Here is a 22,467-nt window from a genome sequence, read left to right as displayed (position 1 = left end):
CCGGAGGGGGGGGGCAGAATCCAGCCATGCGCACCGCCATCGTCGCCGCCATGCACGAAGAACTGTCCGCCGTCCTGGCGCTGATGCCGGACGAGCGCAAGCAGGTGGCCGGCGGGCGCGAGTTCTGGGTCGGGCACCTGCATGGCCAGGAAGTGGTCACGGTGCTGTCGCGTATCGGCAAGGTCGCGGCGGCGACCACGGCCACGGCGCTGGTCGAGCGCTTCCATGTCGACCGCATCGTCTTTACCGGCGTGGCCGGCGGCATCGCCCCCGGCGTCAACCGCGGCGACGTGGTGGTGGCCGATGCCTTCCTGCAGCACGACCTGGATGCCTCGCCGCTGTTCCCGCGCTACGAGGTGCCGCTGTACGGCAGCGACCGCTTCGCCACCGACCGGGCGCTGACCGAAAAGCTGGCGGCCGCCGTGCGCCAGGCGCTGCACGGCACCCGGCTGCATCGCGGCCTGATCGTCAGCGGCGACCGCTTCGTCTCCAGCGCCACCGAAAGCCAGGCGCTGCAGCGTGCGCTGCCCGATGCGCTGGCGGTGGAGATGGAGGGTGCGGCCTTCGCGCAGGTGTGCCACGACTACGGCGTGCCCTTCGCCGCCGTGCGCACCGTCTCGGACCGCGCCGACGACGCGGCGCATGGCGACTTCCTCAGCTTCATCGACCAGGTGGCGAGCCGCCACTCGGCGGCGATCGTCGAGGCCTTCCTGCGCGCCGGCTGATCACTTGCGGTCGAAGGACCAGGTGGCGCCGAGCGTCCAGGCCGAGTGCGCGGGGCCGGAGAGGCGGTGCGAGCGGCTCAGGTCCACGCTCCAGTTCTCGCCACCCAGGAAGCGGACGCCGCCGCGGACGAAGTGCGTGCCTTCCTCCTTGTAGCGCTCGGCCATCAGCGACCACGCCGGCGCCGGCGCCCACTCCACGGCGGCGCCATAGCGGCTCTGGTCCTCCCCGTGGTGCACGAAGTCGCGGCCCAGGTTGGCATGCAGCGCCAGGGCATCACGGACCTTCCAGGTTGCCAGCGCCGACGCCGACGCGCCCTGGTAGCGCGGACGCACGTGCGCGGCCCAGGCCGGGCCGACCTTGGCGCCCAGGCTGAAGCCGGGCGCGACTTCGGTCGCCCACTTGGCTTCGAGGCCCCAGGCGGTCTGGGACTCGCCCTCGAAGCGCGCGTATTCGCTGGCGACGCCGAGCTCCACGGGACCCACGCGGCAGTTGGCGCCGGCATGGAGCCCGCGCTCGCCGCCGCGGGCGCGGCTGAACCAGCCTTCGAGCTCGCATTCCTGGTCCCCGAGGATGTCCGCATCGTCCACTGCGTGGTGTCCCCCGGCCGCCCAGGCCGAGCCGGCGGCCAGCAGCAGCGCTCCCAGCGCGGCGGGCCGCGCACCGTTCCTCTTTTTCATCGCACCTCCGTCCGCGCCATGATGCACGGCGGGGACAGGAACCCCGCCGAAGCCAGGACGCGCGCGCGACAACCGCGAGGCAAGGCGCGATGGTCGGCGCCGGCCCGTTGCGCCGCTGCAAGGGCTGCTATGCTCGCCCGTCGTTCCGTCCCATGACCGCCACCTCGATGCCATCACGCACGGCCGCGCAGCGACTCGCGGTCCTGGTGCTGCTGGCCGCCTTCGTGCTGGCGCAGGCCCTCGGCTGGATCCACCGCGGCCTGCACGGCGAGTCCGGTGCGGCCTGGCGCGGGGCCAGCGAGGTGCACGCGCTGGCCGAGCCGCGCGATGCCGAGGGCGGGATCTTCGAGGCCTTGTTCGGCAGCCATGCCGACGCCTCCGACTGCCGCCTGTTCGACGTCGTCGCGCAGCCGGCGATGGCTTCGGCCAAGCTCGCCATTGCGCCGCTCGCACCGCCCGCCGCGATGCTGCTGGCCAGCAACGCCGGCTTCGTGGCCCGCTGGTGCGCGCTCTTCGACGCGCGCGGTCCGCCAACTTCCCGCTGAACCCGTGATCGCCCTGCGCCGCTCCCTGGAGCCGCGCAGCCGCTTCCTTTCAGCGAGATGACATGCAAGCTTTCCCGGGAATCCCGCGCGTGGCGCCAGCCCGCCGCGCCCTGGCCCTGATCCTTTCCTGCTCCGCCTTCGGGGCTTTCGCACAGCAGCCGGCCGACGGCTGGCAGGCCGGCGCCGTGCTCGACCTTTCCGCGTCCTCGCGTTCGCTGGCCCTCGGCCAGCGCGACCAGGGACTGGGCCTTGGCCACAGCGACCTCAGCGTCCATGGGCCGCTGGGCCGCCATTTCCAGGCGCAGGCGACCGCCGCTGCCCACACGCTGGACGGCAATCTCGAAGTGGAACTGGAAGAGGCCTGGGTGCAGACCCGCACCCTGCCGGCCGGCCTGCAACTGCGCGCCGGCCGCTTCTCCTCGCAGCTCGGCTACCTCAACGAACAGCATCCGCATGGCGACGATTTCGTCCAGCGGCCGCTCTTGTATCGCGCCTTCCTCGGCGGCCACTGGTTCGACGACGGCGTGCGCATCAACTGGACGGCGCCGACGGACCTGTACTTCCGCCTTGGCCTGGAAGTGTTCCGGGGCCGGGAGCTGGTGCAGGAAGCGGCCGCCGCGCGCCGTCCCGGTGCCCTGGTGCTCTCGGCGCGCAGCGGCGGCGACCTCGGGCGCAGCCAGAGCTGGCAAGCCGGCCTGTCCCTGCTGCACAACCGGCGCGAAGCCCTGGTCGAGGACCATGGCGACGAGGAGGGCGCGGAAGCCGGCGAGGCCCACGAAGACGCCCATGCGCACGGCGCCGCCTTCAGCGGCCGCCGCCTGTGGGTGGCCGACCTCACGTGGAAGTGGGCGCCCGAAGGCAACAACCGCCAGCAGCAGCTGCGGGTGAGCTACGAGCACGCGCTGGTGACCCGTCCCAATCGGTTCGCCACGCGCAGCGACCGGCACCAGGCAGCCTACCTTGCCGTCGTGTACCGCTTCGCCCCCGCGTGGGAGGCCGGCGTGCGCGCCGACGTGCTGCGCGTGCGCCAGCCGCACGAAGACCACTTCGACGACGGCAGGCTGCGCGAGGCGGCCGCGATGCTCGCATACAAGCCTTCACATGCGCAGACGCTGCGCGTGCAGTTCACGCGCCAGCAGGACCGCGGCGGCTTCCCCGCCGCCAACCGCAGCGTGCAGCTCAGTACATCCTCAACTTCGGCGCCCATGCATCCCATTCCTTCTGAAACCCGCAGTCCCTGGTGGCGCGCCGCGCTCGCCGCGTGTGCCTTGTGCGGTGCCGGCAGCGCGCAGGCCCTGAGCGTCTTCACCTGCGAGCCCGAATGGGCGGCGCTGGTGCGCCAGCTCGCTCCCGCGGCGGAGGTGCGCAGCGCCACCCATGCCCGGCAGGACCCGCACCACATCGAGGCCCGCCCGAGCCTGATCGCGATGCTGCGCAAGGCGGACCTCGCGGTCTGCACCGGCGCCGAGCTGGAGGCGGGCTGGCTGCCGATGCTGCAGCAGCGCGCCGGCAATCCGCGCGTGCAGAAAGGCGCGCCCGGCCTGCTGTTCGCGGCGGAGCAGGTGGCGCTGATCGACCCACGGGCCCCCGGCTCGGTGTTCGAAGGCGATGTCCATGCGGCGGGCAATCCGCACGCGCACCTCGATCCGCATCGCCTGCTGCAGGTGGCCGCCGCGGTGGCGGCGCGGCTGGAACAGGTCGACCCGGCCGGCCGCGACGGCTACCGCGCGCGGCTCGCGGCCTTCCAGTCGGACTGGCGCGCGCGGATCGCGCAGTGGGAGCAGCGCGCCGCGCCGCTGCGCGGCATGCGGGTGGCGGCACAGCACAGCACCTTTGCCTACCTCTGGCGCTGGCTGGGCATCGTGCAGGTGGCGGACCTGGAGCCCAAACCGGGCGTGCCGCCCACGCCGGGCCACCTGCAGAAAGTGCTGGAAGGCGTGCGCGGCACGCCGCCGCGCGCACTGGTCGTTTCGGCCTACCAGGATCCGCGCGGGGTCGAGTGGCTCGCGCAGCAACTGGGCAGCGGGGTGACGCTGCTGCAATTGCCGTCCACCGTGACCGAGGAGGCGCCTGCCGACACGCTGGCCGGCCTGTTCGACCACCTGATCGAGCGGCTGCTGGCCGCGCGCCGATGAACGCGGATCTCGCCTGGCTGGCCGCGCCGGCTGCCGCCTTGCTGCTGGCGAGCCTGGTGCTGGTGCCGCTCGGGGCGCAGGTGCTGGCGCGGGGCGTGGTGTTCATCGACCTCGCGGTCGCGCAGATCGCCGCCTGCGGCGTGCTGGCGGCAGGGGCGCTGGTGGAGGAGCCGGGCGCACTGCTGTCCTCCGTCGCGGCGGCCGCGGCGGCCCTGCTCGGGTCGGCCGGAGTCTGGTGGCTGGCGCGGCGCTGGCCGGAACAGCGCGAGGCGCTGATCGGGCTGGTCTACGTCGCCGGCGCCGGCATCTCGGTAATCGCCGTCGCCTTCGACCCGCACGGCCGCGAGCGCCTCGCTCGCCTGCTGGCCGCCGACGTGCTCTGGGTTCCGTGGAGCGCGGTGCTCCTGCTCGCCGCGGCCGCGAGCCTGGTGCTGACGCTGTCCGCGCTACGCGGCGGCGTGCTGCGGCGCGACGCCGTCTTCTACCCCGCGTTCGCGCTGGCCCTGTCAATGGCCGTGCAGACCCTCGGCCTGTACCTGGTCTTCGCCCTGCTGATCGGGCCGGCCCTCTGGACCCAGCGCGGAGTGGCGCTGGGGAAAGCGGTCCCGCTGGGGGTGGCCGCCTGCCTGGCCGGCATGGGCTGGTCGTGGGCATTCGACTGGCCGAGCGGCGCGAGCACGGCGCTCGCCCTGTGCCTGCTGGGGATCCTGGCCGTCTGGCGCGCGCCCGTGCCGGCCTGAGCCTTCAGCGCAGCCAGCCGCGTTTGCGGAAGTACCACATCGGCACCAGCGCGCTGGCCGCCATCAGCAGCAGCACGTAGGGGTAGGCCGCGGGGCCCAGGGTCGCGAGCTCCGGGAACTGCAGGTTCATGCCGTACAGGCTCGCCACCAGCGTGGGCGGCAGCAGGGCGACGCTGGCCACCGAGAAGATCTTGATGATCTTGTTCTGGTTGATGTTGATGAAGCCGACGGTGGCGTCCATCAGGAAGTTGATCTTGTCGAACAGGAAGGCCGTGTGGTTGTCCAGGGACTCGATGTCCCGCAGGATCTGCCGCGCCTCCTCGAACTGCTCCGCGGTGAGCATGCGGCTGCGCATCATGAAGCTGACCGCGCGGCGGGTGTCCATCACGTTGCGGCGGATGCGGCCGTTCAGGTCTTCCTGGCGGGCGATGGCTTCCAGCGCCTCGCCGGCCAGCGTGTCGGTGACCTCGCCGGACAGGACCTGCTTGCTGACCTTCTCCAGTTCGTCGTAGATGCCCTCCAGCGTGTCGGCCGAGTATTCCGCGTCGGCGTCGAACAGCTTGAGCAGCACTTCCTTGGCGTCCGCGATCAGGCCCGGGGCCCGGCGCGCGCGCAGCCGCAGCAGCCGGAACACCGGCACGTCGTCGTCGTGGATGGAGAACAGCACGCCGTGGCTCTTCAGCGTCGTGTTCGTGAGATTGAGGATGAAGGCCACGCGGACCGTCCTCGTCTCCTCCCCGCCCGCCACCAGGAAATCGCTGCGGATGTGGAGGTCGCCGTTGTCTTCCTCGTAGAAGCGGGCGGATTCCTCGATGTCCTCGTCCATCGCGTCTTCCGGGATGGACAGGCCGTAGTACTGCTTGACCCAGCGCTTTTCTTCCGGCGTCGGGGCCTCCAGGTCGACCCAGACCGGTTGGAAGCGCGAAAGCTCTTCCAGGGACTCGATCTCCTCCTGGAAAAGCCGCCCGTTGGCGAGCGTGAAGATGTTGAGCATGGCTCCGTCCCGTGCGTTGTGTTCGGTTCTGCGGCGGCTGGGGGCTTCCAACGCACCGCGGCACGGGCGTTGAAAGCTACCGACTAGGGTAGGTTTCAAGGGAGCGGTCTTCCGGAAAAAGGATGGGCGATTATGCCCGGCAGCCGGCTGTCACGAGCCTGTCAAGTACCGCCTGCGGCTCGGCATTGGGACTTGTACGACTGTAGAGCCATTCGCAGGACAAATCCTACACGGCTGGGCCAGAACGTCCGACACCACGGTCCAGGAGGCCCCCTACATTGAGTCCATCGCCCCGGACCGAGGTCCGGCAGTACCTGCAAGGAGCCCAGATGATCCAGCTAGCGACCGACCCGAACGCCAGCCGTTCGAACTGGCGTCCCGCCGCGGCCGAAGCCAAGGACAACGCCCTGGCTGCCCGCCGCCCGCGCAGTGCCCATGCGTGGCCGTTCATCAGCCGGCACGGCGAACGCGCCGCGGCTCCCCAGGAAACCAAGCGCACCCCCAGCACCGAGAGCGGCAGCTGAGGGCGCACGGAGAGAACAGCATGTACAAAGAACCCAAGTCCAGCGACCGTCACAACGACACCCCGCGCGACAAGCCCCAGGCTGACCGCATCGAGCACGCGAACCTGGAGCGCCCGGGCGCGCAGGCGCACCCGAAGGCCGGCGGCGGCTGGAACCGCCTGGACGCAGCCGCCCTGTGGCGCCTGCGCTGATCCCCACGGATTGATCCCCGCACGAGGCGGCCCGAGTGGCCGCCTTCGGTGCTTGTGGCGGCCCCTTGCGGGCCGCTTCGCATTGGTGCTTCCATCGGCTGGAACGGCGCCGCGGCCAGCGCTCCGGCGAACGGGCTTGCACACCGGTTTCTCCTCTGGCAGAGCCCGTAATTCGCGCCTCGGCATTGAGGGAAATCAATGGACTTTTGCGGGGCCCAGGGGCATAGTGGGTTTCACAAACCCGACACATTCGATACCAGCGTTCCTTCCCCGCGCCGCAACGGCGCCACCTCAACCCGAGTGCAACAGGAGGCTCCATGAACCTGACGATCAGCGGTCACCATCTCGAAGTAACCCCGGCTCTGCGCAACTACGTGACCACCAAGCTCGATCGCATCACCCGCCACTTTGACCAGGTCGTGAACATCCAGGTATTGCTCACCGTCGAAAAGCAGAAGGAGAAGGAACGAAGGCAGCGCGCCGAATGCAAGATCCACGTGAAGGGCGGCGACATGTTCGCCGAAAGCGCCCATCACGACCTGTATGCCGCGCTGGACGAACTGGTCGACAAGCTGGATCGCCAGGTCGGCAAGCACAAGACGCGCATGCAGGACCACCATCACGAAGCGCCGAAACGCGTGATGTGACGTGAATCAGCGGTAAAAAGGGGCCCCGTCGGGCCCTTTCTTTTTCCCGGCTGTCTTCCGGGCGGGCTCCCCGGCCGTTTTGGTGCGGTGCACTGCCATCTGTGCATAATCCGCCCCAGCCACCATGAACCGCCTTGCGTCCATCCTGCCGCCCGCCCAGGTCCTGGTCGGTGTCGACGCCACGAGCAAGAAGCGGGCGTTCGAGGAAGCCGGGCTGCTGTTCGAGAACCTGCACGGCCTGTCCCGCGCCCTGATCACCGACAGCCTGTTCGCCCGTGAGCGCCTGGGTTCCACCGGCCTGGGCCATGGCGTGGCCATCCCGCACGGGCGCATCAAGGGCTTGAAGGCGCCCATGGCCGCCCTGTTCCAGCTGGCCCACCCGATCGGCTTCGACGCCCCCGACGAGCAGGCGGTCAACCTCCTGATCTTCCTGCTGGTGCCCGAGGCGGCCACCCAGAAGCACCTGGAAATCCTGTCCGAGATCGCCGAGCTGCTGAGCGACGCTCCGCTGCGTGAGAAGATGAAGACCAGCACGGACGCCGGCCAGCTGCACCGGCTGATCGCCGACTGGCAGTCCGCCCAGCCTTCCGCCTGAAAGGACACCCCCGCGCTTGAAGCCGACCGTCGTCAGCGCCGACGTCCTGTTCGAAGACCACCGTGCCACCTTGAAGTGGGAGTGGGTCGCCGGGCTGGGTGCGTCCGAAAGGCGCTTCGACGAAGTGGCGGTGCGGGCTGCCCGTTCCGGCGCCGACCTCGTCGGCTACCTGAACTACATCCATCCCTACCGGGTGCAGATCCTCGGTGAGCGCGAAGTCGCCTACCTGACCAACGCGACCCAGGAAGACTGCGCCCGCCGCATCGCCCGCATCGTGACCCTGGAGCCGCCGGTGCTGGTGCTGACCGACGGCCAGCAGGCGCCCGACGCCCTGCTGTCCATGTGCGAGCGCGCGCAGATCCCGATGTTCGCCACCCACGAGCCCTCGGCCTTCGTGATCGACGTGCTGCGGGCCTACCTGTCCAAGCACTTCGCCGAGCGCACCTCCATGCACGGCGTGTTCATGGACATCCTGGGCCTGGGCGTGCTGATCACGGGCGAGTCCGGACTGGGCAAGAGCGAGCTGGGGCTGGAGCTGATCACCCGCAGCAGCGGCCTGGTGGCCGACGACGCGGTGGACCTGTACCGGGTCAACCAGACCACCATCGAGGGCCGCTGCCCCGAGCTGCTGCAGAACCTGCTGGAAGTGCGCGGCATCGGCCTGCTGGACATCCGCGCGATCTTCGGCGAGACGGCCGTGCGCCGGAAGATGATGCTGCTGCGCCTGATCGTGCACCTGGTGCGGCGCGAGACCATGGAGCGCGAGTACGAACGTTTGCCCTACGAGCCGCTCACGCAGGACGTGCTGGGCGTGCCGGTGCGCAAGGCGGTGATCCCGGTCGTGGCCGGCCGCAACATGGCCGTGCTGGTGGAAGCCGCGGTGCGCAACACCATCCTGCAGCTGAGGGGCGTGGACACCTACCAGGAGTTCGTGGAGCGGCACCGCCGCGCCATGGAAAAGGGCGGCTGACGCCTACTTGCCCTTGTTGGGGCAGTTCGGCTTGGTGCAGTGGGCGTACAGGCTCAGCGCGTGGTCGGCGATCTCGAAGCCCTTGAGCTTGGCCACGTCGTTCTGCCGCTTCTCGATCTCCGCGTCGTAGAACTCCTCGACCCGCCCGCAGTCCAGGCACACGAGGTGGTCGTGGTGCTGGCCCTCGTTCAGTTCGTAGACCGCCTTGCCGCTCTCGAAATGGCTGCGGCTCAGGATGCCGGCCTGCTCGAATTGCGTGAGCACGCGGTACACGGTGGCGAGGCCGATGTCCGAGCGTTCCTCGAGGAGGACGCGGAAAACGTCTTCCGCGGTCATGTGCCGCTGGTTGCCCTTGTGGAAGACGTCCAGGATCTTCAGGCGGGGCAGCGTGGCCTTGAGTCCCGTGCTCTTGAGTTCGTCGATGTTGGCCATGGGTGCTGCCGCTACAATGCCCCCGATCATATCGCCTGCCCCTCCCATGCCTGCCATGCCCCTGCGCCAGACGCGCCACGTCCTGGCTGCCGCCGCGGCCGTCATCCTCCTTGCGGGCTGCGGCTCGATGGATGGCGCCGGCCGGCGCGTCGCCACCGCCCTCACGCCGTACACCGTCGAAGTGGTGCAGGGCAACTTCATTTCGCGTGAACAGGTCGAGGCGCTGCAAAAGGCATGATGACGCGCGACCAGGTGCGCCAGATCCTCGGCACGCCGCTGGTCACCAGCCTGTTCCACGGCGACCGCTGGGACTACGTGTTCACGCTTAGGCGCCAGGGGCTCGACCCGCAGCGGCGCAGCCTCACGGTCTTCTTCAACAACGACCTGATGGACCGCGTGGCCGGCGACACCATGCCCAGCGAATCGGAATTCGTCTCCACGCTGGACAACAAGCGCAAGCTGGGCCGGGTGCCGAGGCTGGAAGCGACCGAGGCGGAACTGCAGAAATTCCCCGGTCGCCCGCGGCCGCGGTGCAGCCGGCGCCGGCACCCGCGACGTCCACCAACTACCCGCCGCTCGAGTCGGCCCCGCGTTGAGCGCCATGAGCAAGGGCACGCAGGCACTCAAGAAGGTGGCGGTGGCGGGCGCGATGCAGCTGCCGCCCAGCGGGGATCCGCAGTCCTACCACCAGGTGGCGGTTGCGGGCGCGTCCGGGCGCATGGGCCACATGCTGATCGAGGCGATCCGCGACGCGCAGGACTGCCGCCTGGCCGGCGCGCTGGACATTCCTTCCAGCCCCACGATAGGCAACGACGCCGCGGCCTTCCTGGGCCACGCGAGCGGCGTGCCGGTGAGCTCCGACTTCGCCACGGCCCTGGAACACGCGCAGGTGCTGATCGACTTCACCCGGCCCGAAGGCACGCTGGCCCACCTGAAGGCCTGTCGCGAGCGCGGCGTGAAGATGGTGATCGGCACCACCGGCTTCAGCGACGCGCAGAAGCAGGAGATCGCCGACGCCGGCCGCGACATCGCCATCGTCATGGCGCCCAACATGAGCGTGGGCGTGAACGTGACGATGAAGCTGCTGGAGATGGCCGCCAAGGCGCTGGCCACCGGCTACGACATCGAGATCATCGAGGCGCACCACCGCCACAAGGTGGACGCGCCTTCGGGCACCGCGCTCAAGATGGGCGAGGTGATCGCGCAGGCGCTCGGGCGCGACCTCAAGCAGTGCGCGGTGTACGCGCGCGAAGGCGTGACCGGCGAGCGCGACCCGTCCACCATCGGCTTTTCCGCCATCCGCGGCGGCGACATCGTCGGCGACCACACGGTGCTGTTCGCCGGCACCGGCGAGCGCATCGAGATCACCCACAAGTCGGCCAGCCGCTCCACGTATGCCCAGGGCAGCCTGCGCGCCGTGCGCTTCCTCGCGGAGCAGCAGAAGGGCCTGTTCGACATGTTCGACGTGCTCGGCCTGCGCACATGAGTTTCATGGACCTGTTCCGGCAGGGGGATGCCGTCACCCAGGTGGTGGCGATCCTGCTGCTGGCGATGTCGGTGTCCAGCTGGGTCGTCATCCTGTGGAAGGCCTGGCTGCTGCAGCGCGCCGGCTCCGACGTCGCGCGCAGCACGGCGGCGTTCTGGCAGTCGCCCTCCGTGGACGAGGCGCGGCAGAAGGTCGCCGCCTTCGACCGCGAGGACCTGGTGCTGCCCCTGATCGCCGCCACCGAGGTGCAGGCGCCGGGCTCGCTGGCCGCGGCCGGGGACAAGTCGCAGCAGCTCACGCGCGTGCTGCGCGATGCGCTGCACCGGGTGCTGGACAAGCTGCAGTTCGGCCAGGTGCTGCTGGCCACCGTGGGCTCCACCGCGCCCTTCGTGGGCCTGCTGGGCACCGTCTGGGGCATCTACCACGCGCTCACCGGCATCGCCAACGCCGGCCAGATCACCATCGACAAGGTGTCCGGCCCGGTCGGCGAGGCCCTGATCATGACGGCGGCGGGGCTGGCGGTCGCCATTCCCGCGGTCCTGGGCTACAACATCTTCGGCCGCCTGATCCACCGGATCGAGGCGGACCTGGAAGGCTTCGCCCGCGACCTGCGCGAACTGCTGACCCACGGCACTGCGCCGAAGGTCCACTAGATGGCTTTCGGCCGCCTCGAGCGCACGCAGGGCGACGCGCCGATGAGCGAGATCAACGTCACGCCGCTGGTGGACGTGATGCTGGTGCTGGTCGTGATCCTGATCATCACCGCGCCCCTGCTGGCCAGCTCGATCCGCCTGGACCTGCCCAAGGCCGAAGGCGCCCAGCCGGGCGACGCGCCCCGTTTCGTGACCCTGGTCCTGGACAAGGCGGGGCAGCTGTTCCTGAACGACAAGCCGATCGCGCCCGCGCAGCTCGCCGAGCAGCTCGCCACCACCGCGAAGCAGAACCCGGAGACCGAAATCCAGCTGCGCGCCGACCGCGCCGTGCCCTACGGCCGGGTGATCGAGGTCATGGGCGTGGCGCACAAGGCGGGGTTGTCCCGCATCGGATTCGTCGCCGAACCCTCCAAGTGAGGCCCGGGGAGGCATCCCCCTACAATTTCCCCATCATGGAAGACAAGTACAACCACCTGGCGGTTGAAAAGGCCGCCCAGGCCGAATGGACCGCGCGCGATGCCTATCGCGTGACGGAGGACGCGCGCAAGAAGAAGTTCTACGCGTGCTCCATGCTGCCCTACCCCTCGGGCAAGCTCCACATGGGCCACGTGCGCAACTACACGATCAACGACATGTTGACCCGTTACCTGCGCATGAACGGCTACAACGTCCTGATGCCCATGGGCTGGGACGCGTTCGGCCTGCCGGCGGAGAACGCGGCGCTGAAGAACGGCGTGCCGCCCGCGAAGTGGACGTACGAGAACATCGCGTACATGAAGGGCCAGATGCAGGCCATGGGCCTGGCGATCGACTGGTCGCGCGAGATCGCCACCTGCGACCCCAGCTACTACAAGTGGAACCAGTGGCTGTTCCTGAAGATGCTGGAAAAGGGCATCGCCTACCGCAAGACCCAGGTCGTCAACTGGGACCCGGTGGACCAGACGGTGCTGGCCAACGAGCAGGTGATCGACGGCAAGGGCTGGCGCACCGGCGCGGTGGTGGAGAAGCGCGAGATCCCCGGCTACTACCTGAAGATCACGGACTACGCGCAGGAACTGCTGGAACACGTGCAGGACAAGCTGCCCGGCTGGCCCGAGCGCGTGAAGCTGATGCAGGAGAACTGGATCGGCCGCAGCGAGGGCGTGCGCTTCGCCTTCACGCACGACATCCGGGGTGAGGACGGCCAGCTGATCGGCGACGGCCGCATGTACGTGTTCACCACGCGCGCCGACACCGTCATGGGCGTGACCTTCTGCGCGGTCGCGCCGGAACATCCGCTGGCCACGCAGGCGGCGAAGAACAACCCGAAGCTGGCGGCCTTCATCGAGGAGTGCAAGAAGGGCGGCACGACCGAGGCCGAACTGGCGCTCAGGGAAAAGGAAGGCATGCCCACCGGCCTGAAGGTGATGCACCCGCTCACCCACGAGCCGGTGGACGTCTGGGTCGGCAACTACGTGCTCATGGGCTACGGCGACGGCGCCGTGATGGGCGTGCCGGGCCACGACGAGCGCGACTTCACCTTCGCCCTGAAGTACGGGCTGCCGATCATCCAGGTCGTGCACGTCGACGGCGAGGAATACGACTACAAGCGCTGGCAGGACTGGTACGCCGACAAGGACAACGGCGTCACCATCAATTCGGACATCTTCAGCGGCTTCAACTACCGGGACGCCGTCAACGCGGTGGCGCACCACCTGCAGCAGCGCGGCCTGGGCGAGAAGAAGACCACCTGGCGCCTGCGCGACTGGGGCGTGAGCCGCCAGCGCTACTGGGGCACGCCGATCCCCATCATCCACTGCGACGTCCACGGCGCGGTGCCGGTGCCGGAGAAGGACCTGCCGGTGGTGCTGCCGCAGGACTGCGTGCCGGACGGCAGCGGCAACCCGCTGAACAAGCGCGAGGACTTCCTGGCCTGCCAGTGCCCGGTGTGCGGCAAGCCCGCCCGGCGCGAGACCGACACCATGGACACCTTCGTGGATTCGTCCTGGTACTTCATGCGCTACTGCGACCCGCGCAACGACCAGCAGATGGTGGGCGAGGGCACGCAGTACTGGATGCCGATGGACCAGTACATCGGCGGCATCGAGCACGCCATCCTGCACCTGCTGTACGCGCGCTTCTGGACCAAGGTGATGCGCGACCTCGGGCTGGTGAAGATCGACGAGCCCTTCACCAAGCTGCTGACGCAGGGCATGGTGCTCAACGAGGCCTTCTCGCGCACCGCCACCGGCAAGCAGTACTTCTGGGCGCACGAACTCGACATCGTGCGCGACGAGCACGCCAAGGTGATCTCCGCCACGGCCAAGTCCGACGGCCAGCCGGTGACCTACGAGGGCTGGACCACCATGTCCAAGTCCAAGAACAACGGCGTGGACCCGCAGGACCTGATCGAGAAGTACGGCGCCGACACCGCCCGCCTGTACACCATGTTCACGGCGCCGCCGGAAGCGACGCTGGAGTGGAACGACGCCGCGCTGGAAGGCAGCTACCGCTTCCTGCGCCGCGTCTGGAACTTCGGGCACAAGCTGTCGCAGGCGAACGCCGCCGCGGCAGGCACCTACGGCAAGGCAGCGCAGGCGCTGCGCCGCGAGATCCACAACGTGCTGCGCCAGGTCGACTACGACTACCAGCGCATGCAATACAACACGGTGGTCTCGGGCGCGATGAAGATGCTCAATGCGCTGGAGGACTTCAAGGGCAACGGCGAACCGGGCGCGGACGCGGCGCTGCGCGAAGGCTTCGGCATCCTGCTGCGCGTGCTCTACCCGGTGACGCCGCACGTCGCGCACGCGCTGTGGCAGCAACTGGGCTACGCGGGCACCCAGGGTGACCTGCTCGATGCACCCTGGCCGCAGGTCGACGAGTCCGCGCTCAGGCAGGACGAGATCGAACTCATGCTGCAGGTCAACGGCAAGCTGCGCGGCTCCATCCTGGTGCCGGCGAAGGCGGACAAGGCGGAGATCGAGAAGATCGCGCTGGCCAGCGAAGCCTTCGAGAAGTTCGCGGACGGCGCGTCGCCCAAGAAAGTGATCATCGTCCCCGGCCGCCTGGTGAACCTGGTCCTATGAAGCGACGCCACCTGCTCGCCTCCGGCGGCGCGGCGGTGCTCGCCGGCTGCGGCTTCCAGCTGCGGCAGGCGCCCGACTTCGCCTTCGACTCGATCGTGATCAACGCCGCGGCCAGCTCGCCGCTGGCGGCCGAGCTGCGCCGCTCGCTCGCCGCCAACGGCAAGGTGGAGGTCGTGTCGCCGATGCCGCTGCCGGCGGTGGCCGCGTCCGCGCCGGCGGCCGCGCGCGGGCAGGTGGTGGTTCGAGCTGCCGCAGGAACTGCGCGAGAAGGTGGTCGTGGGCCTGAACGCCAGCGGCCAGGTGCGCGAGTTCCAGCTGCGCCTGCGCATCCGCTTCCGCGTGCGCACGCCGCAGGGCCGGGAGCTGATTCCCGAGACCGAACTGCTGCAGCAGCGCGACATCAGCTTCAACGAAGCGGCGGTGCTGGCCAAGGAGGCCGAGGAGTCGCTGCTCTACCGTGACATGCAGGCCGACCTGGTGCAGCAGCTCATGCGGCGGCTGGCTGCCCTGCGCCTGGTGTAAGACAAGGCCCGGCGGGGCGCCGTCGCGTTGCCTGCACGCCGGGAGAAGGGCGTCCTACACGCTCCGCCGGTCCATCGATGAGAACCTTCCGTACCGCTGTCGCGGCGGAGCTCTTGCGCACGCGCCGTCGCGGCCCCATCTTGAGCACAAGTACGGGAGCTGTCGCATGGATGCCACCGGAACCTCTGCCACCCAGGCCCTGATCGCCAAGGAGGCCCGCTACGGCGCACGCAACTACGCGCCGGTGCCGGTGGTGGTGGACCACGCCAAGGACTGCCTGGTCTGGGACGTGGAGGGCAAGGAGTACATCGACATGATGAGCGCGTACTCCTCGGTCAGCCACGGCCACCTGCACCCGCGCATCGTCGCCGCAGCGCAGCGCCAGATGGAGAAGGTGGCGGTGATGTCCCGCGCCTACTACAGCACCACGCTCGGCCCGCTGCTGGAAAAGCTGAGCCAGGTCACCGGCTTCGAGCGCGCGCTGCCCATGAACACCGGCGCCGAGGCGGTGGAGACCGCGATCAAGTGCGCGCGCCGCTGGGGCCACCGCGTCAAGAGCATTCCCGACGGCCAGCAGCGCATCCTGGTGGCGCGGCAATTTCCACGGCCGCACCAGCACCATCATCGGCTTCTCCAGCGAGGAGGGCTACCGCACCGGCTTCGGGCCCTTCGACGGCGGCTTCATCCACTTCGACTACGGCGACATCGAGAGCGTGAAGGCGGCGACCACGGCGAACTGCTGCGCCGTCCTGATCGAGCCGATCCAGGGCGAGGCCGGCGTGCTGGTGCCGCCGCCGGGCTTCTTCCAGGCGCTGCGCGAGTGGTGCACGCAGAACAACATGCTGCTGATCGACGACGAGGTGCAGGCGGGGCTGGGGCGCACCGGCAAGTGGTTCGCCTTCCAGCACGAGGGCATCCGTCCCGACGCGCTGATCCTGGGCAAGGCCCTGGGCGCCGGCCTGCTGCCGGTCAGCGCCTTCTGCGCCGACGACAAGGTGATGTCGGTGTTCGTCCCCAACAGCCACGGCTCCACCTTCGGCGGCAACGCGCTGGCGGCCGCGGTGGCGCTGGAAGGGCTGAAGGTGCTGGAGGAAGAGGGGCTCGTCGCCAACTGCGCCGAGAAGGGCGAGTACCTGTTCAAGCGCCTGCGCGAGGTGCAGGCGGAGGTGCAGCCGCTGATCCGCGACGTGCGCGGCCGCGGCCTCTGGATCGGCGTCGACATCGAGCCTTCGTGCACCACGGCGCGCGACCTGGTGGAGCGGCTCGCGCTGGCCGGCGTGCTGTCCAAGGAAACCCACGACACCGTGATCCGCTTCGCGCCGCCGCTGACCATCAGCCATGAACTGATGGACCGGGCGGTGGAGATATTCCGGCAGGTCGTCGTGCAGAAGCATCGCGAGCTGGGCCTCTAGCACCCCCGCCCGGTAAACTGCCGGGATGCAGCTCGCGCCGGCCCAACTGACCCAGCACCTGCAACGCGGCCTGCGGCCGCTCTACACCCTGCACGGCGACGAGCCGCTGCTGGTGCAGGAGGCGGCGGACGCGATCCGCGCCGTGGCGCGCACCCAGGGCTACACCGAGCGCAGCGTCCACACGGTCGCCGGCGCGCACTTCGACTGGAGTGCCGTGCTGGCGGCGGGCGGGTCCCTCAGCCTGTTCGCCGACAAGCAGATCGTCGAGATCCGCATTCCCTCCGGCAAGCCGGGCAAGGACGGCAGCACCGCCCTGCAGCAGGTGGCCGAAGGCGCGGCCGGCAACGACAGCACGCTCACGCTGGTGCTGCTGCCCCGGCTGGACTTCCAGACGAAGAAATCCGCCTGGTTCGCCGCGCTGGAAGGCGGCGGCGTCGCCATCGAGGTGCAGCCGGTGGAGCGCGCCGCGCTGCCGCAGTGGATCGCGCAGCGGCTCGCGCTCAACGGCCAGCGCGTCGTGGCCGGCGACGAGGGCCAGCGCACGCTGCAGTTCTTCGCCGACCGGGTGGAAGGCAACCTGCTGGCCGCCCACCAGGAGATTCAGAAGCTGGCGCTGCTGCACCCGCCCGGCGAGCTGCGCTTCGAGCAGGTGGAAAGCGCCGTGCTGAACGTCGCGCGCTACGACGTGTTCAAGCTGTCGGAAGCGGTGCTGGCCGGCCAGGCGGCGCGGGTGCAGCGCATGCTGGACGGCCTGCAGGCCGAGGGCGAGGCGGAGGTGCTGGTGCACTACACGCTGGCCGAGGACATCCGCGCGCTCAAGCGGGTGAAGGACGCGATGGCGGCCGGCCGGCCGCTGCCGATGGCGCTGCGCGAACAGCGGGTCTGGGGCCTGAAGGAAAAGCTGTTCGAGCGCGTGCTGCCGCGCCTGAGCCCCACCGCCCTGGAGAACCTGCTGCACGGCGCCCACGTGGTGGACGGGATCGTGAAAGGGCTGAAGGCGCCCGGCTGGCCCACCGACGGCTGGCAGGCGCTGCACAGGCTCGCCATGGGCCTGTGCATGGAGTGTTCCGGCAAGGCGGCGCCCGCCCGGGGATAATCACGGCATGAACGCCGTGAACATCGCCGAAACCATGCACTCCCTGGGCCTGCAGGCCCGGGAGGCTTCCGCCCGCATGGCGTCGGCGTCCGCGGCCGAGAAGGTCCAGGCCCTGCGTGCGATGGCCGGGCTGCTGCGCGCCGGCGTGAAGTCCCTGCAGGCCGACAACGCCAAGGACATCGAGCGCGCCACGGCGGCCGGCCTGGCCGCGCCCATGGTCGATCGCCTGAAGCTCACGCCGAAGATCATCGAGACGCTGGCGGTGGGCTGCGAGCAGCTGGCCACCATGCCGGACATCATCGGCGAGGTGATCGGCATGAAGCAGCAGCCCAGCGGCATCCGCGTGGGCCAGATGCGGGTGCCGCTCGGCGTCTTCGGCATGATCTTCGAGAGCCGGCCCAACGTGACGATCGAGGCCGCCAGCCTGTCCATCAAGAGCGGCAACGCCTGCATCCTGCGCGGCGGCTCGGAGGCGATCGAATCCAACAAGGCGCTGGCGCGGCTGGTGCAGCAGGCGCTGGTGCAGGCCGGGCTGCCGGCGGAGGCGGTGCAGCTGGTGCAGACCACCGACCGCGAAGCCGTCCGTCGGCCACCTGATCGCGATGCCCGAATACGTGGACGTGATCATCCCGCGCGGCGGCAAGGGCCTGATCGAGCGGATCTCGCGCGAGGCCAAGGTGCCGGTGATCAAGCACCTGGACGGCAACTGCCATGTCTACGTCGACGATCCCTGCGATCTCGCCATGGCGGTCACGGTCGCCGACAACGCCAAGACCCAGAAGTACAGCCCCTGCAACGCCAGCGAGGGCCTGCTGGTCGCGCGCGGCGTGGCGAAGGATTTCCTGCCCAAGATCGGTGCGGTGTACGCCGCCAAGGGCGTGGAGATGCGCTGCGACCCGGAGGCGAAGGCGATCCTGCAATCGATCCAGGGCGCCGACCTCAAGGACGCCACCGAGCAGGACTGGTCCGAGGAATACCTCGCGCCCGTCATCAGCGTGAAGGTGGTGGCAGGCCTCGACGAGGCCATCGCCCACATCAACCGCTACTCCTCGCACCACACCGACGCCATCCTCACGCGCGACCACGTGCATGCGCAGCGCTTCCTGCGCGAGGTGGACTCGGCCAGCGTGATGGTGAACGCGAGCACGCGTTTCGCCGACGGTTTCGAATACGGCCTGGGCGCAGAGATCGGCATCAGCACGGACAAGTTCCATGCGCGCGGGCCGGTCGGCCTCGAGGGCCTGACCTCGCTGAAATGGATCGTGCTGGGCAACGGCGAAGTGCGGACCTGAAGCGCGGCGACGACGACAACAACAAGAGGATCGGATGGTTCCGCATCTCATCACGGCCCTGACCGGCCCGATCAACGAGCTCGAGCAGCGCATCCTGGAGTCCATGCCGGCGGTGGAGCGCTGGTTCCGCCTGGAGTGGATGGAGCACACCCCGCCCTTCTACTGCTCGGTGGACATCCGCAACGCCGGCTTCAAGCTGGCGCCGGTGGACACCAACCTCTATCCCGGCGGCTGGAACAACCTCACGCAGGAGATGCTGCCGCTCGCCGTGCAGGCGGCGATGGCGGCAATCGAGAAGATCTGCCCGGAAGCCAAGAACCTGCTGGTGGTGCCGGAGAACACGAAGAACAGCTTCTACCTGAGCAACATCGCGCAGCTGCAGAAGATCTTCCGCATGGCGGGCCTGAACGTGCGGGTCGGTTCGATCGACCCGGACATCAAGAAGGCGACGGCGGTGGACCTGCCGGGCGGCGAGACCATCACGCTGGAGCCGGTGGTGCGCGGCAAGCGGCGGCTCGGGCTGAAGAACTTCGACCCCTGCACCATCCTCCTGAACAACGACCTCACGGCCGGCCCGCCCGGCATCCTGGAAGACCTGCACGAGCAGTACCTGCTGCCGCCGCTGCATGCCGGCTGGTCGGTGCGGCGCAAGAGCCGGCACTTCCAGAGCTACGAGGAAGTCGCCAAGCGCTTCGGCAAGATGCTGGGCATCGACAGCTGGCTGGTGAACCCCATGTTCAACCGCTGCGGCGAACTCGACTTCTTCAAGGAAGAGGGCATGGACTGCCTGCGCACCAACGTCGATGCGCTGCTGACGAAGATCCGCAAGAAGTACAAGGAATACGGGATCAACGAGAAGCCCTTCGTGATCGTCAAGGACGACCACGGCACCCACGGCATGGGCATCATGACCGTGCGCGACGTGAAGGACCTCGAGCTGATCCGCCAGCGGCCCAAGAACAAGCCGCCCGTGGGCAAGACCGGCCAGGCCATCACCGACGTGATCATCCAGGAGGGCGTGCTCACCGCCGAGCGGATCAACGACGCCGTGGCCGAGCCCGTGGTCTACCTGATGGACCGCTACGTGGTGGGCGGCTTCTACCGCGTGCACGCCGAGCGCGGCTCCGACGAGAACCTGAACGCGCCCGGCTCCACCTTCGTGCCACTGGCTTTTGCCGAAAGTACGCGCTTACCTCAGCCCGGACAGAAGCCGGGCGCCAGCGCGCCCAACCGCTTCTACATGTACGGCGTGATCGGCCGGCTGGCCATGCTTGCCGCCAGCTACGAGCTGGAAGCGACGGATCCGCACGCCGAGAGCTACGACTAATCGCGCGGTGTCGAGTTGCTGCACTGCAACAATCCCTGGTGCCGGGGCGGGCGCGGCGCACAATAGCGGTCCCTAGGCCAAGACCCTAACCGGCGGCGCGTGCCGGGACGGGGCCCTTCGTGCAGAACTCGAAATCAAAGCTTGCGGCGCTGACCATCGGCGCCATCGGTGTCGTCTATGGCGACATCGGCACCAGCGTCCTGTACGCCGTCAAGGAAGTGTTCGGCGGCGGGCACGTGCCCTTCACCCCACAGAACGTCTACGGGGTGCTGTCCATCTTCTTCTGGACGCTCACGGTGATCGTCTCGCTGAAGTACGTGGTGCTGGTGCTGCGCGCGGACAACAACGGCGAGGGCGGGCTGATCGCCATGCTGGCGCTGGCCTCCCAGGCGGTGAAGGACAAGCCGCAGCTGCGCAAGGTGCTGCTGGGCATCGGCATCTTCGGCACTTCCCTGTTCTATGGCGACGGCGTCATCACGCCGGCGATCTCTGTGCTGTCGGCCGTCGAGGGCCTGGAAGTGGTGTCGCACCGCTTTGCCGAGTGGGTGATCCCGCTCACGCTGGTGGTCCTGCTGTGCCTGTTCGCCGTGCAGAAGCGCGGCACGGGCGGCATCGGCAAGTTCTTCGGGCCGATCACGCTGGTCTGGTTCGCCACCATCTCGGTGCTGGGCGTCTCGCAGATCATCGACCACCCGGAAATCCTGAAGGCGATCAGCCCGTACTACGCCCTGCAGTTCATGTGGCAGCAGCCGGGCACGTCCTTCATCATCCTGGGCGCGGTCGTGCTGTGCGTCACCGGCGCCGAGGCGCTGTATGCCGACCTGGGGCACTTCGGCAAGAAGCCGATCCGGCTGGCCTGGTTCACCGTGGTGATGCCGGCACTGACGCTCAACTACTTCGGCCAGGGCGCGCTGCTGCTGGCGCGGCCCGAAGCGGTGAAGAACCCCTTCTACATGATGGCGCCGGAATGGGCGCTGCTGCCGCTGGTCGTGCTGGCAACCATGGCGACCGTGATTGCATCGCAGGCGCTGATCACGGGCGCCTTCAGCGTGACCAAGCAGGTCGTGCAGCTGGGCTACCTGCCGCGGCTGAACGTGCAGCACACCAGCGTGCAGGACACCGGCCAGATCTACGTGCCCGCCGTGAACTGGGGCCTGTTCGTGGCCATCGTGATCGCCGTGGTCATGTTCCGGTCCTCCAGCAACCTGGCCGCTGCGTACGGCATCGCCGTGACGCTGGACATGCTGATCACCACGACGCTCACCTTCTTCGTCCTGCGCTACGGATGGAAGTATCCGCTGTGGCTGTGCGCGACCGCGACCGGCGTCTTCTTCGTCATCGACCTGGCCTTCTTCAGCTCCAACCTGCTCAAGCTGGTGCAGGGCGGCTGGTTCCCGCTGCTGATCGGCGGCTGCATCTTCACGCTGATGATGACGTGGAAGAAGGGCCGCACCATCCTCACCGAGAAGATGCGCAGCGAGTCCTTCGACCTGCGCAGCTTCCTGGAGTCCGTGTTCGTCAGCCCGCCGACGCGGGTGCTGGGGACGGCGGTGTTCCTGACGCCGGAGCCGGGCACGGTGCCCAATGCCATGCTGCACAACCTGAAGCACAACAAGGTGCTGCACGAACACAACCTGTTCGTCACGCTGCGCAACCACGAGGTTCCCTGGATCGGGCTGGACCGGCGGGTCGAGATCGAGTCGCTCGGCCACGACTGCTGGCAGGTGACCCTGCACTACGGCTTCAAGAACGACATCGACATCCCGCGCGCGCTGGAGCAGCTGCGCGGACATGGATGCGACCTCGAACCGATGACCACCAGCTATTTCCTGTCGCGCGACGTGGTGGTGCCCACCATCGGGCATGGCATGGCGCGCTGGCGGGAAAAGCTGTTCGCGCAGATGCACCACAACGCCAGTGCCGCCGCCGACTTCCTCAACCTGCCCAGCAACTCCGTGGTGGAGCTGGGCAGCAAGGTGGAGATCTAGGAGCCTGCCGCGCAGGCTCCGGGGAGGCTGGACTCAGTGGCCCGTCGACTCGCGCACGGCGCGCGCGTGGCGCAGGCCGGTGGAGTCATGCCCGAAGGCTTCGAGCGGGACGAAGGTGCGGGTGGAGCGGCGCTGGGCGGTCTCGCGCAGCATCCGGTTGTCCTGGTCGGTCAGTTCCCATTCGGTGCGGAACAGCATGGTGGCGTACTGGCCCATGAACAGGACGATGCGGGCAGCATCGGGGTCGCCGCCCTGGGCGAGCGCCATGAACCGGCCGTAGGCGTCGGACATGCGGCCGGCGTGGTAGGACTCGACGGCGCGGTCGAAGGCGGGATCGCTTGCCAGCGCGGGACCGGCCAGCAGGCAGGCGGCCAGCGGCAGGGCGCGGGCCAGCGACTTCAGGAACTTCGGCGTTTGCGGGACCATGGGACACCTCCTCGTAAGGTG

General features: G+C 68.9%; 20 protein-coding genes and 4 pseudogenes. 20 read left to right on the top strand and 4 right to left on the bottom strand.

Annotated features, from left to right (window positions below):
* Positions 1–26 precede the first annotated feature (26 nt).
* Positions 27–725: a 5'-methylthioadenosine/adenosylhomocysteine nucleosidase gene (locus tag HK415_RS17875; protein WP_171561578.1), complete on the top strand. Its 699-nt coding sequence runs from the start codon at positions 27–29 to the stop codon at positions 723–725.
* On the opposite strand, the gene HK415_RS17870 is transcribed toward HK415_RS17875, so the two are convergent.
* Complete coding sequence (locus tag HK415_RS17870) at positions 726–1,403, bottom strand: PA4824 family protein (RefSeq protein ID WP_171561576.1); 678 nt, start codon at positions 1,401–1,403, stop codon at positions 726–728.
* 152 nt (positions 1,404–1,555) lie between these two features.
* Between HK415_RS17870 and HK415_RS17865 the strand changes: the two genes are divergently transcribed.
* The 3 genes from HK415_RS17865 to HK415_RS17855 all read left to right on the top strand — a co-directional run bounded on the left by HK415_RS17865 (position 1,556) and on the right by HK415_RS17855 (position 4,823).
* Positions 1,556–1,948: a hypothetical protein gene (locus tag HK415_RS17865; RefSeq protein WP_171561574.1), complete on the top strand. Its 393-nt coding sequence runs from the start codon at positions 1,556–1,558 to the stop codon at positions 1,946–1,948.
* 89 nt (positions 1,949–2,037) lie between these two features.
* On the top strand, positions 2,038–4,083 hold the full coding sequence (locus HK415_RS26525; protein WP_309246740.1) for a metal ABC transporter substrate-binding protein: 2,046 nt from the start codon (positions 2,038–2,040) through the stop codon (positions 4,081–4,083).
* The gene (locus tag HK415_RS17855; RefSeq protein WP_171561572.1) at positions 4,080–4,823 is read left to right on the top strand and encodes a metal ABC transporter permease; all 744 of its coding nucleotides are present in this window, start codon (positions 4,080–4,082) and stop codon (positions 4,821–4,823) included. The genes HK415_RS26525 and HK415_RS17855 overlap by 4 nt, the downstream gene beginning before the upstream one ends.
* Positions 4,824–4,827: 4 nt before the next feature.
* On the opposite strand, the gene HK415_RS17850 is transcribed toward HK415_RS17855, so the two are convergent.
* Positions 4,828–5,817, bottom strand: a complete 990-nt coding sequence (locus HK415_RS17850) for a magnesium and cobalt transport protein CorA (protein ID WP_171561570.1) — start codon at positions 5,815–5,817, stop codon at positions 4,828–4,830.
* A gap of 329 nt (positions 5,818–6,146) precedes the next feature.
* On the opposite strand from HK415_RS17850, the gene HK415_RS17845 reads away from it, so the two are divergent.
* The 5 genes from HK415_RS17845 (at position 6,147) to hprK (ending at position 8,744) form a co-directional block, all read left to right on the top strand.
* Positions 6,147–6,341 (top strand): hypothetical protein, encoded by a 195-nt coding sequence (locus HK415_RS17845; RefSeq protein ID WP_171561568.1) that lies wholly within the window; start codon positions 6,147–6,149, stop codon positions 6,339–6,341.
* A gap of 20 nt (positions 6,342–6,361) precedes the next feature.
* A complete protein-coding gene (locus HK415_RS17840; protein ID WP_171561566.1) occupies positions 6,362–6,532 on the top strand; it encodes a hypothetical protein in 171 nt (56 codons plus the stop codon).
* A gap of 317 nt (positions 6,533–6,849) precedes the next feature.
* A complete protein-coding gene (hpf, locus tag HK415_RS17835; protein ID WP_171561564.1) occupies positions 6,850–7,179 on the top strand; it encodes a ribosome hibernation-promoting factor, HPF/YfiA family in 330 nt (109 codons plus the stop codon).
* A 124-nt stretch (positions 7,180–7,303) separates the two neighbouring features.
* Complete coding sequence (locus HK415_RS17830; RefSeq protein WP_171561562.1) at positions 7,304–7,774, top strand: PTS sugar transporter subunit IIA; 471 nt, start codon at positions 7,304–7,306, stop codon at positions 7,772–7,774.
* Positions 7,775–7,790: 16 nt separating this feature from the next.
* Positions 7,791–8,744 carry an HPr(Ser) kinase/phosphatase gene (gene hprK / locus HK415_RS17825; protein ID WP_171561560.1) on the top strand — a complete coding sequence of 318 codons (954 nt, stop codon included), beginning with the start codon at positions 7,791–7,793 and terminating at the stop codon, positions 8,742–8,744.
* A 3-nt stretch (positions 8,745–8,747) separates the two neighbouring features.
* Here the strand turns inward: hprK and fur are convergent, their stop codons facing one another.
* Complete coding sequence (fur, locus tag HK415_RS17820) at positions 8,748–9,176, bottom strand: ferric iron uptake transcriptional regulator (protein ID WP_171561557.1); 429 nt, start codon at positions 9,174–9,176, stop codon at positions 8,748–8,750.
* Positions 9,177–9,231: 55 nt separating this feature from the next.
* Between fur and HK415_RS17815 the strand changes: the two are divergent.
* The 11 genes and pseudogenes from HK415_RS17815 (at position 9,232) to HK415_RS17765 (ending at position 22,020) form a co-directional block, all read left to right on the top strand.
* A pseudogene (locus HK415_RS17815) lies at positions 9,232–9,772 on the top strand (outer membrane protein assembly factor BamE).
* Between the two features lie 53 nt (positions 9,773–9,825).
* Positions 9,826–10,662 carry a 4-hydroxy-tetrahydrodipicolinate reductase gene (gene dapB, locus HK415_RS17810; RefSeq protein WP_171563544.1) on the top strand — a complete coding sequence of 279 codons (837 nt, stop codon included), beginning with the start codon at positions 9,826–9,828 and terminating at the stop codon, positions 10,660–10,662.
* Entirely contained in the window at positions 10,659–11,315 is a 657-nt protein-coding gene (locus tag HK415_RS17805) for a MotA/TolQ/ExbB proton channel family protein (protein WP_171561555.1), read from the top strand. Before dapB ends, HK415_RS17805 begins: the two co-directional genes overlap by 4 nt.
* Entirely contained in the window at positions 11,316–11,732 is a 417-nt protein-coding gene (locus HK415_RS17800; protein WP_171561553.1) for an ExbD/TolR family protein, read from the top strand. It begins immediately after the preceding gene.
* Positions 11,733–11,767: 35 nt separating this feature from the next.
* Positions 11,768–14,383, top strand: a complete 2,616-nt coding sequence (gene leuS / locus HK415_RS17795; RefSeq protein WP_171561551.1) for a leucine--tRNA ligase — start codon at positions 11,768–11,770, stop codon at positions 14,381–14,383.
* A pseudogene (locus HK415_RS17790) lies at positions 14,380–14,905 on the top strand (LPS-assembly lipoprotein LptE). Before leuS ends, HK415_RS17790 begins: the two are co-directional and overlap by 4 nt.
* Positions 14,906–15,071: 166 nt before the next feature.
* Positions 15,072–16,317 (top strand): annotated as a pseudogene (rocD, locus tag HK415_RS27225) (ornithine--oxo-acid transaminase).
* A 25-nt stretch (positions 16,318–16,342) separates the two neighbouring features.
* On the top strand, positions 16,343–17,413 hold the full coding sequence (holA, locus tag HK415_RS17780; RefSeq protein WP_171561549.1) for a DNA polymerase III subunit delta: 1,071 nt from the start codon (positions 16,343–16,345) through the stop codon (positions 17,411–17,413).
* Between the two features lie 7 nt (positions 17,414–17,420).
* Positions 17,421–18,705: pseudogene (locus tag HK415_RS17775) on the top strand (glutamate-5-semialdehyde dehydrogenase).
* Positions 18,706–18,739: 34 nt separating this feature from the next.
* On the top strand, positions 18,740–20,032 hold the full coding sequence (gshA, locus tag HK415_RS17770; RefSeq protein ID WP_171561547.1) for a glutamate--cysteine ligase: 1,293 nt from the start codon (positions 18,740–18,742) through the stop codon (positions 20,030–20,032).
* Between the two features lie 119 nt (positions 20,033–20,151).
* Entirely contained in the window at positions 20,152–22,020 is a 1,869-nt protein-coding gene (locus HK415_RS17765; RefSeq protein ID WP_171561545.1) for a potassium transporter Kup, read from the top strand.
* A 33-nt stretch (positions 22,021–22,053) separates the two neighbouring features.
* On the opposite strand, the gene HK415_RS17760 is transcribed toward HK415_RS17765, so the two are convergent.
* Entirely contained in the window at positions 22,054–22,446 is a 393-nt protein-coding gene (locus HK415_RS17760) for a hypothetical protein (RefSeq protein WP_171561543.1), read from the bottom strand.
* Between the last annotated feature and the right edge of the window lie 21 nt (positions 22,447–22,467).

This window comes from Ramlibacter montanisoli (assembly GCF_013087525.1).
In the GTDB taxonomy this organism is placed as follows: Bacteria; Pseudomonadota; Gammaproteobacteria; order Burkholderiales; family Burkholderiaceae_C; genus Ramlibacter; species Ramlibacter montanisoli.
The sequence above is the reverse complement of the archived record's forward strand: the minus strand, read 5'-3'. Positions and strand labels throughout refer to the sequence as shown.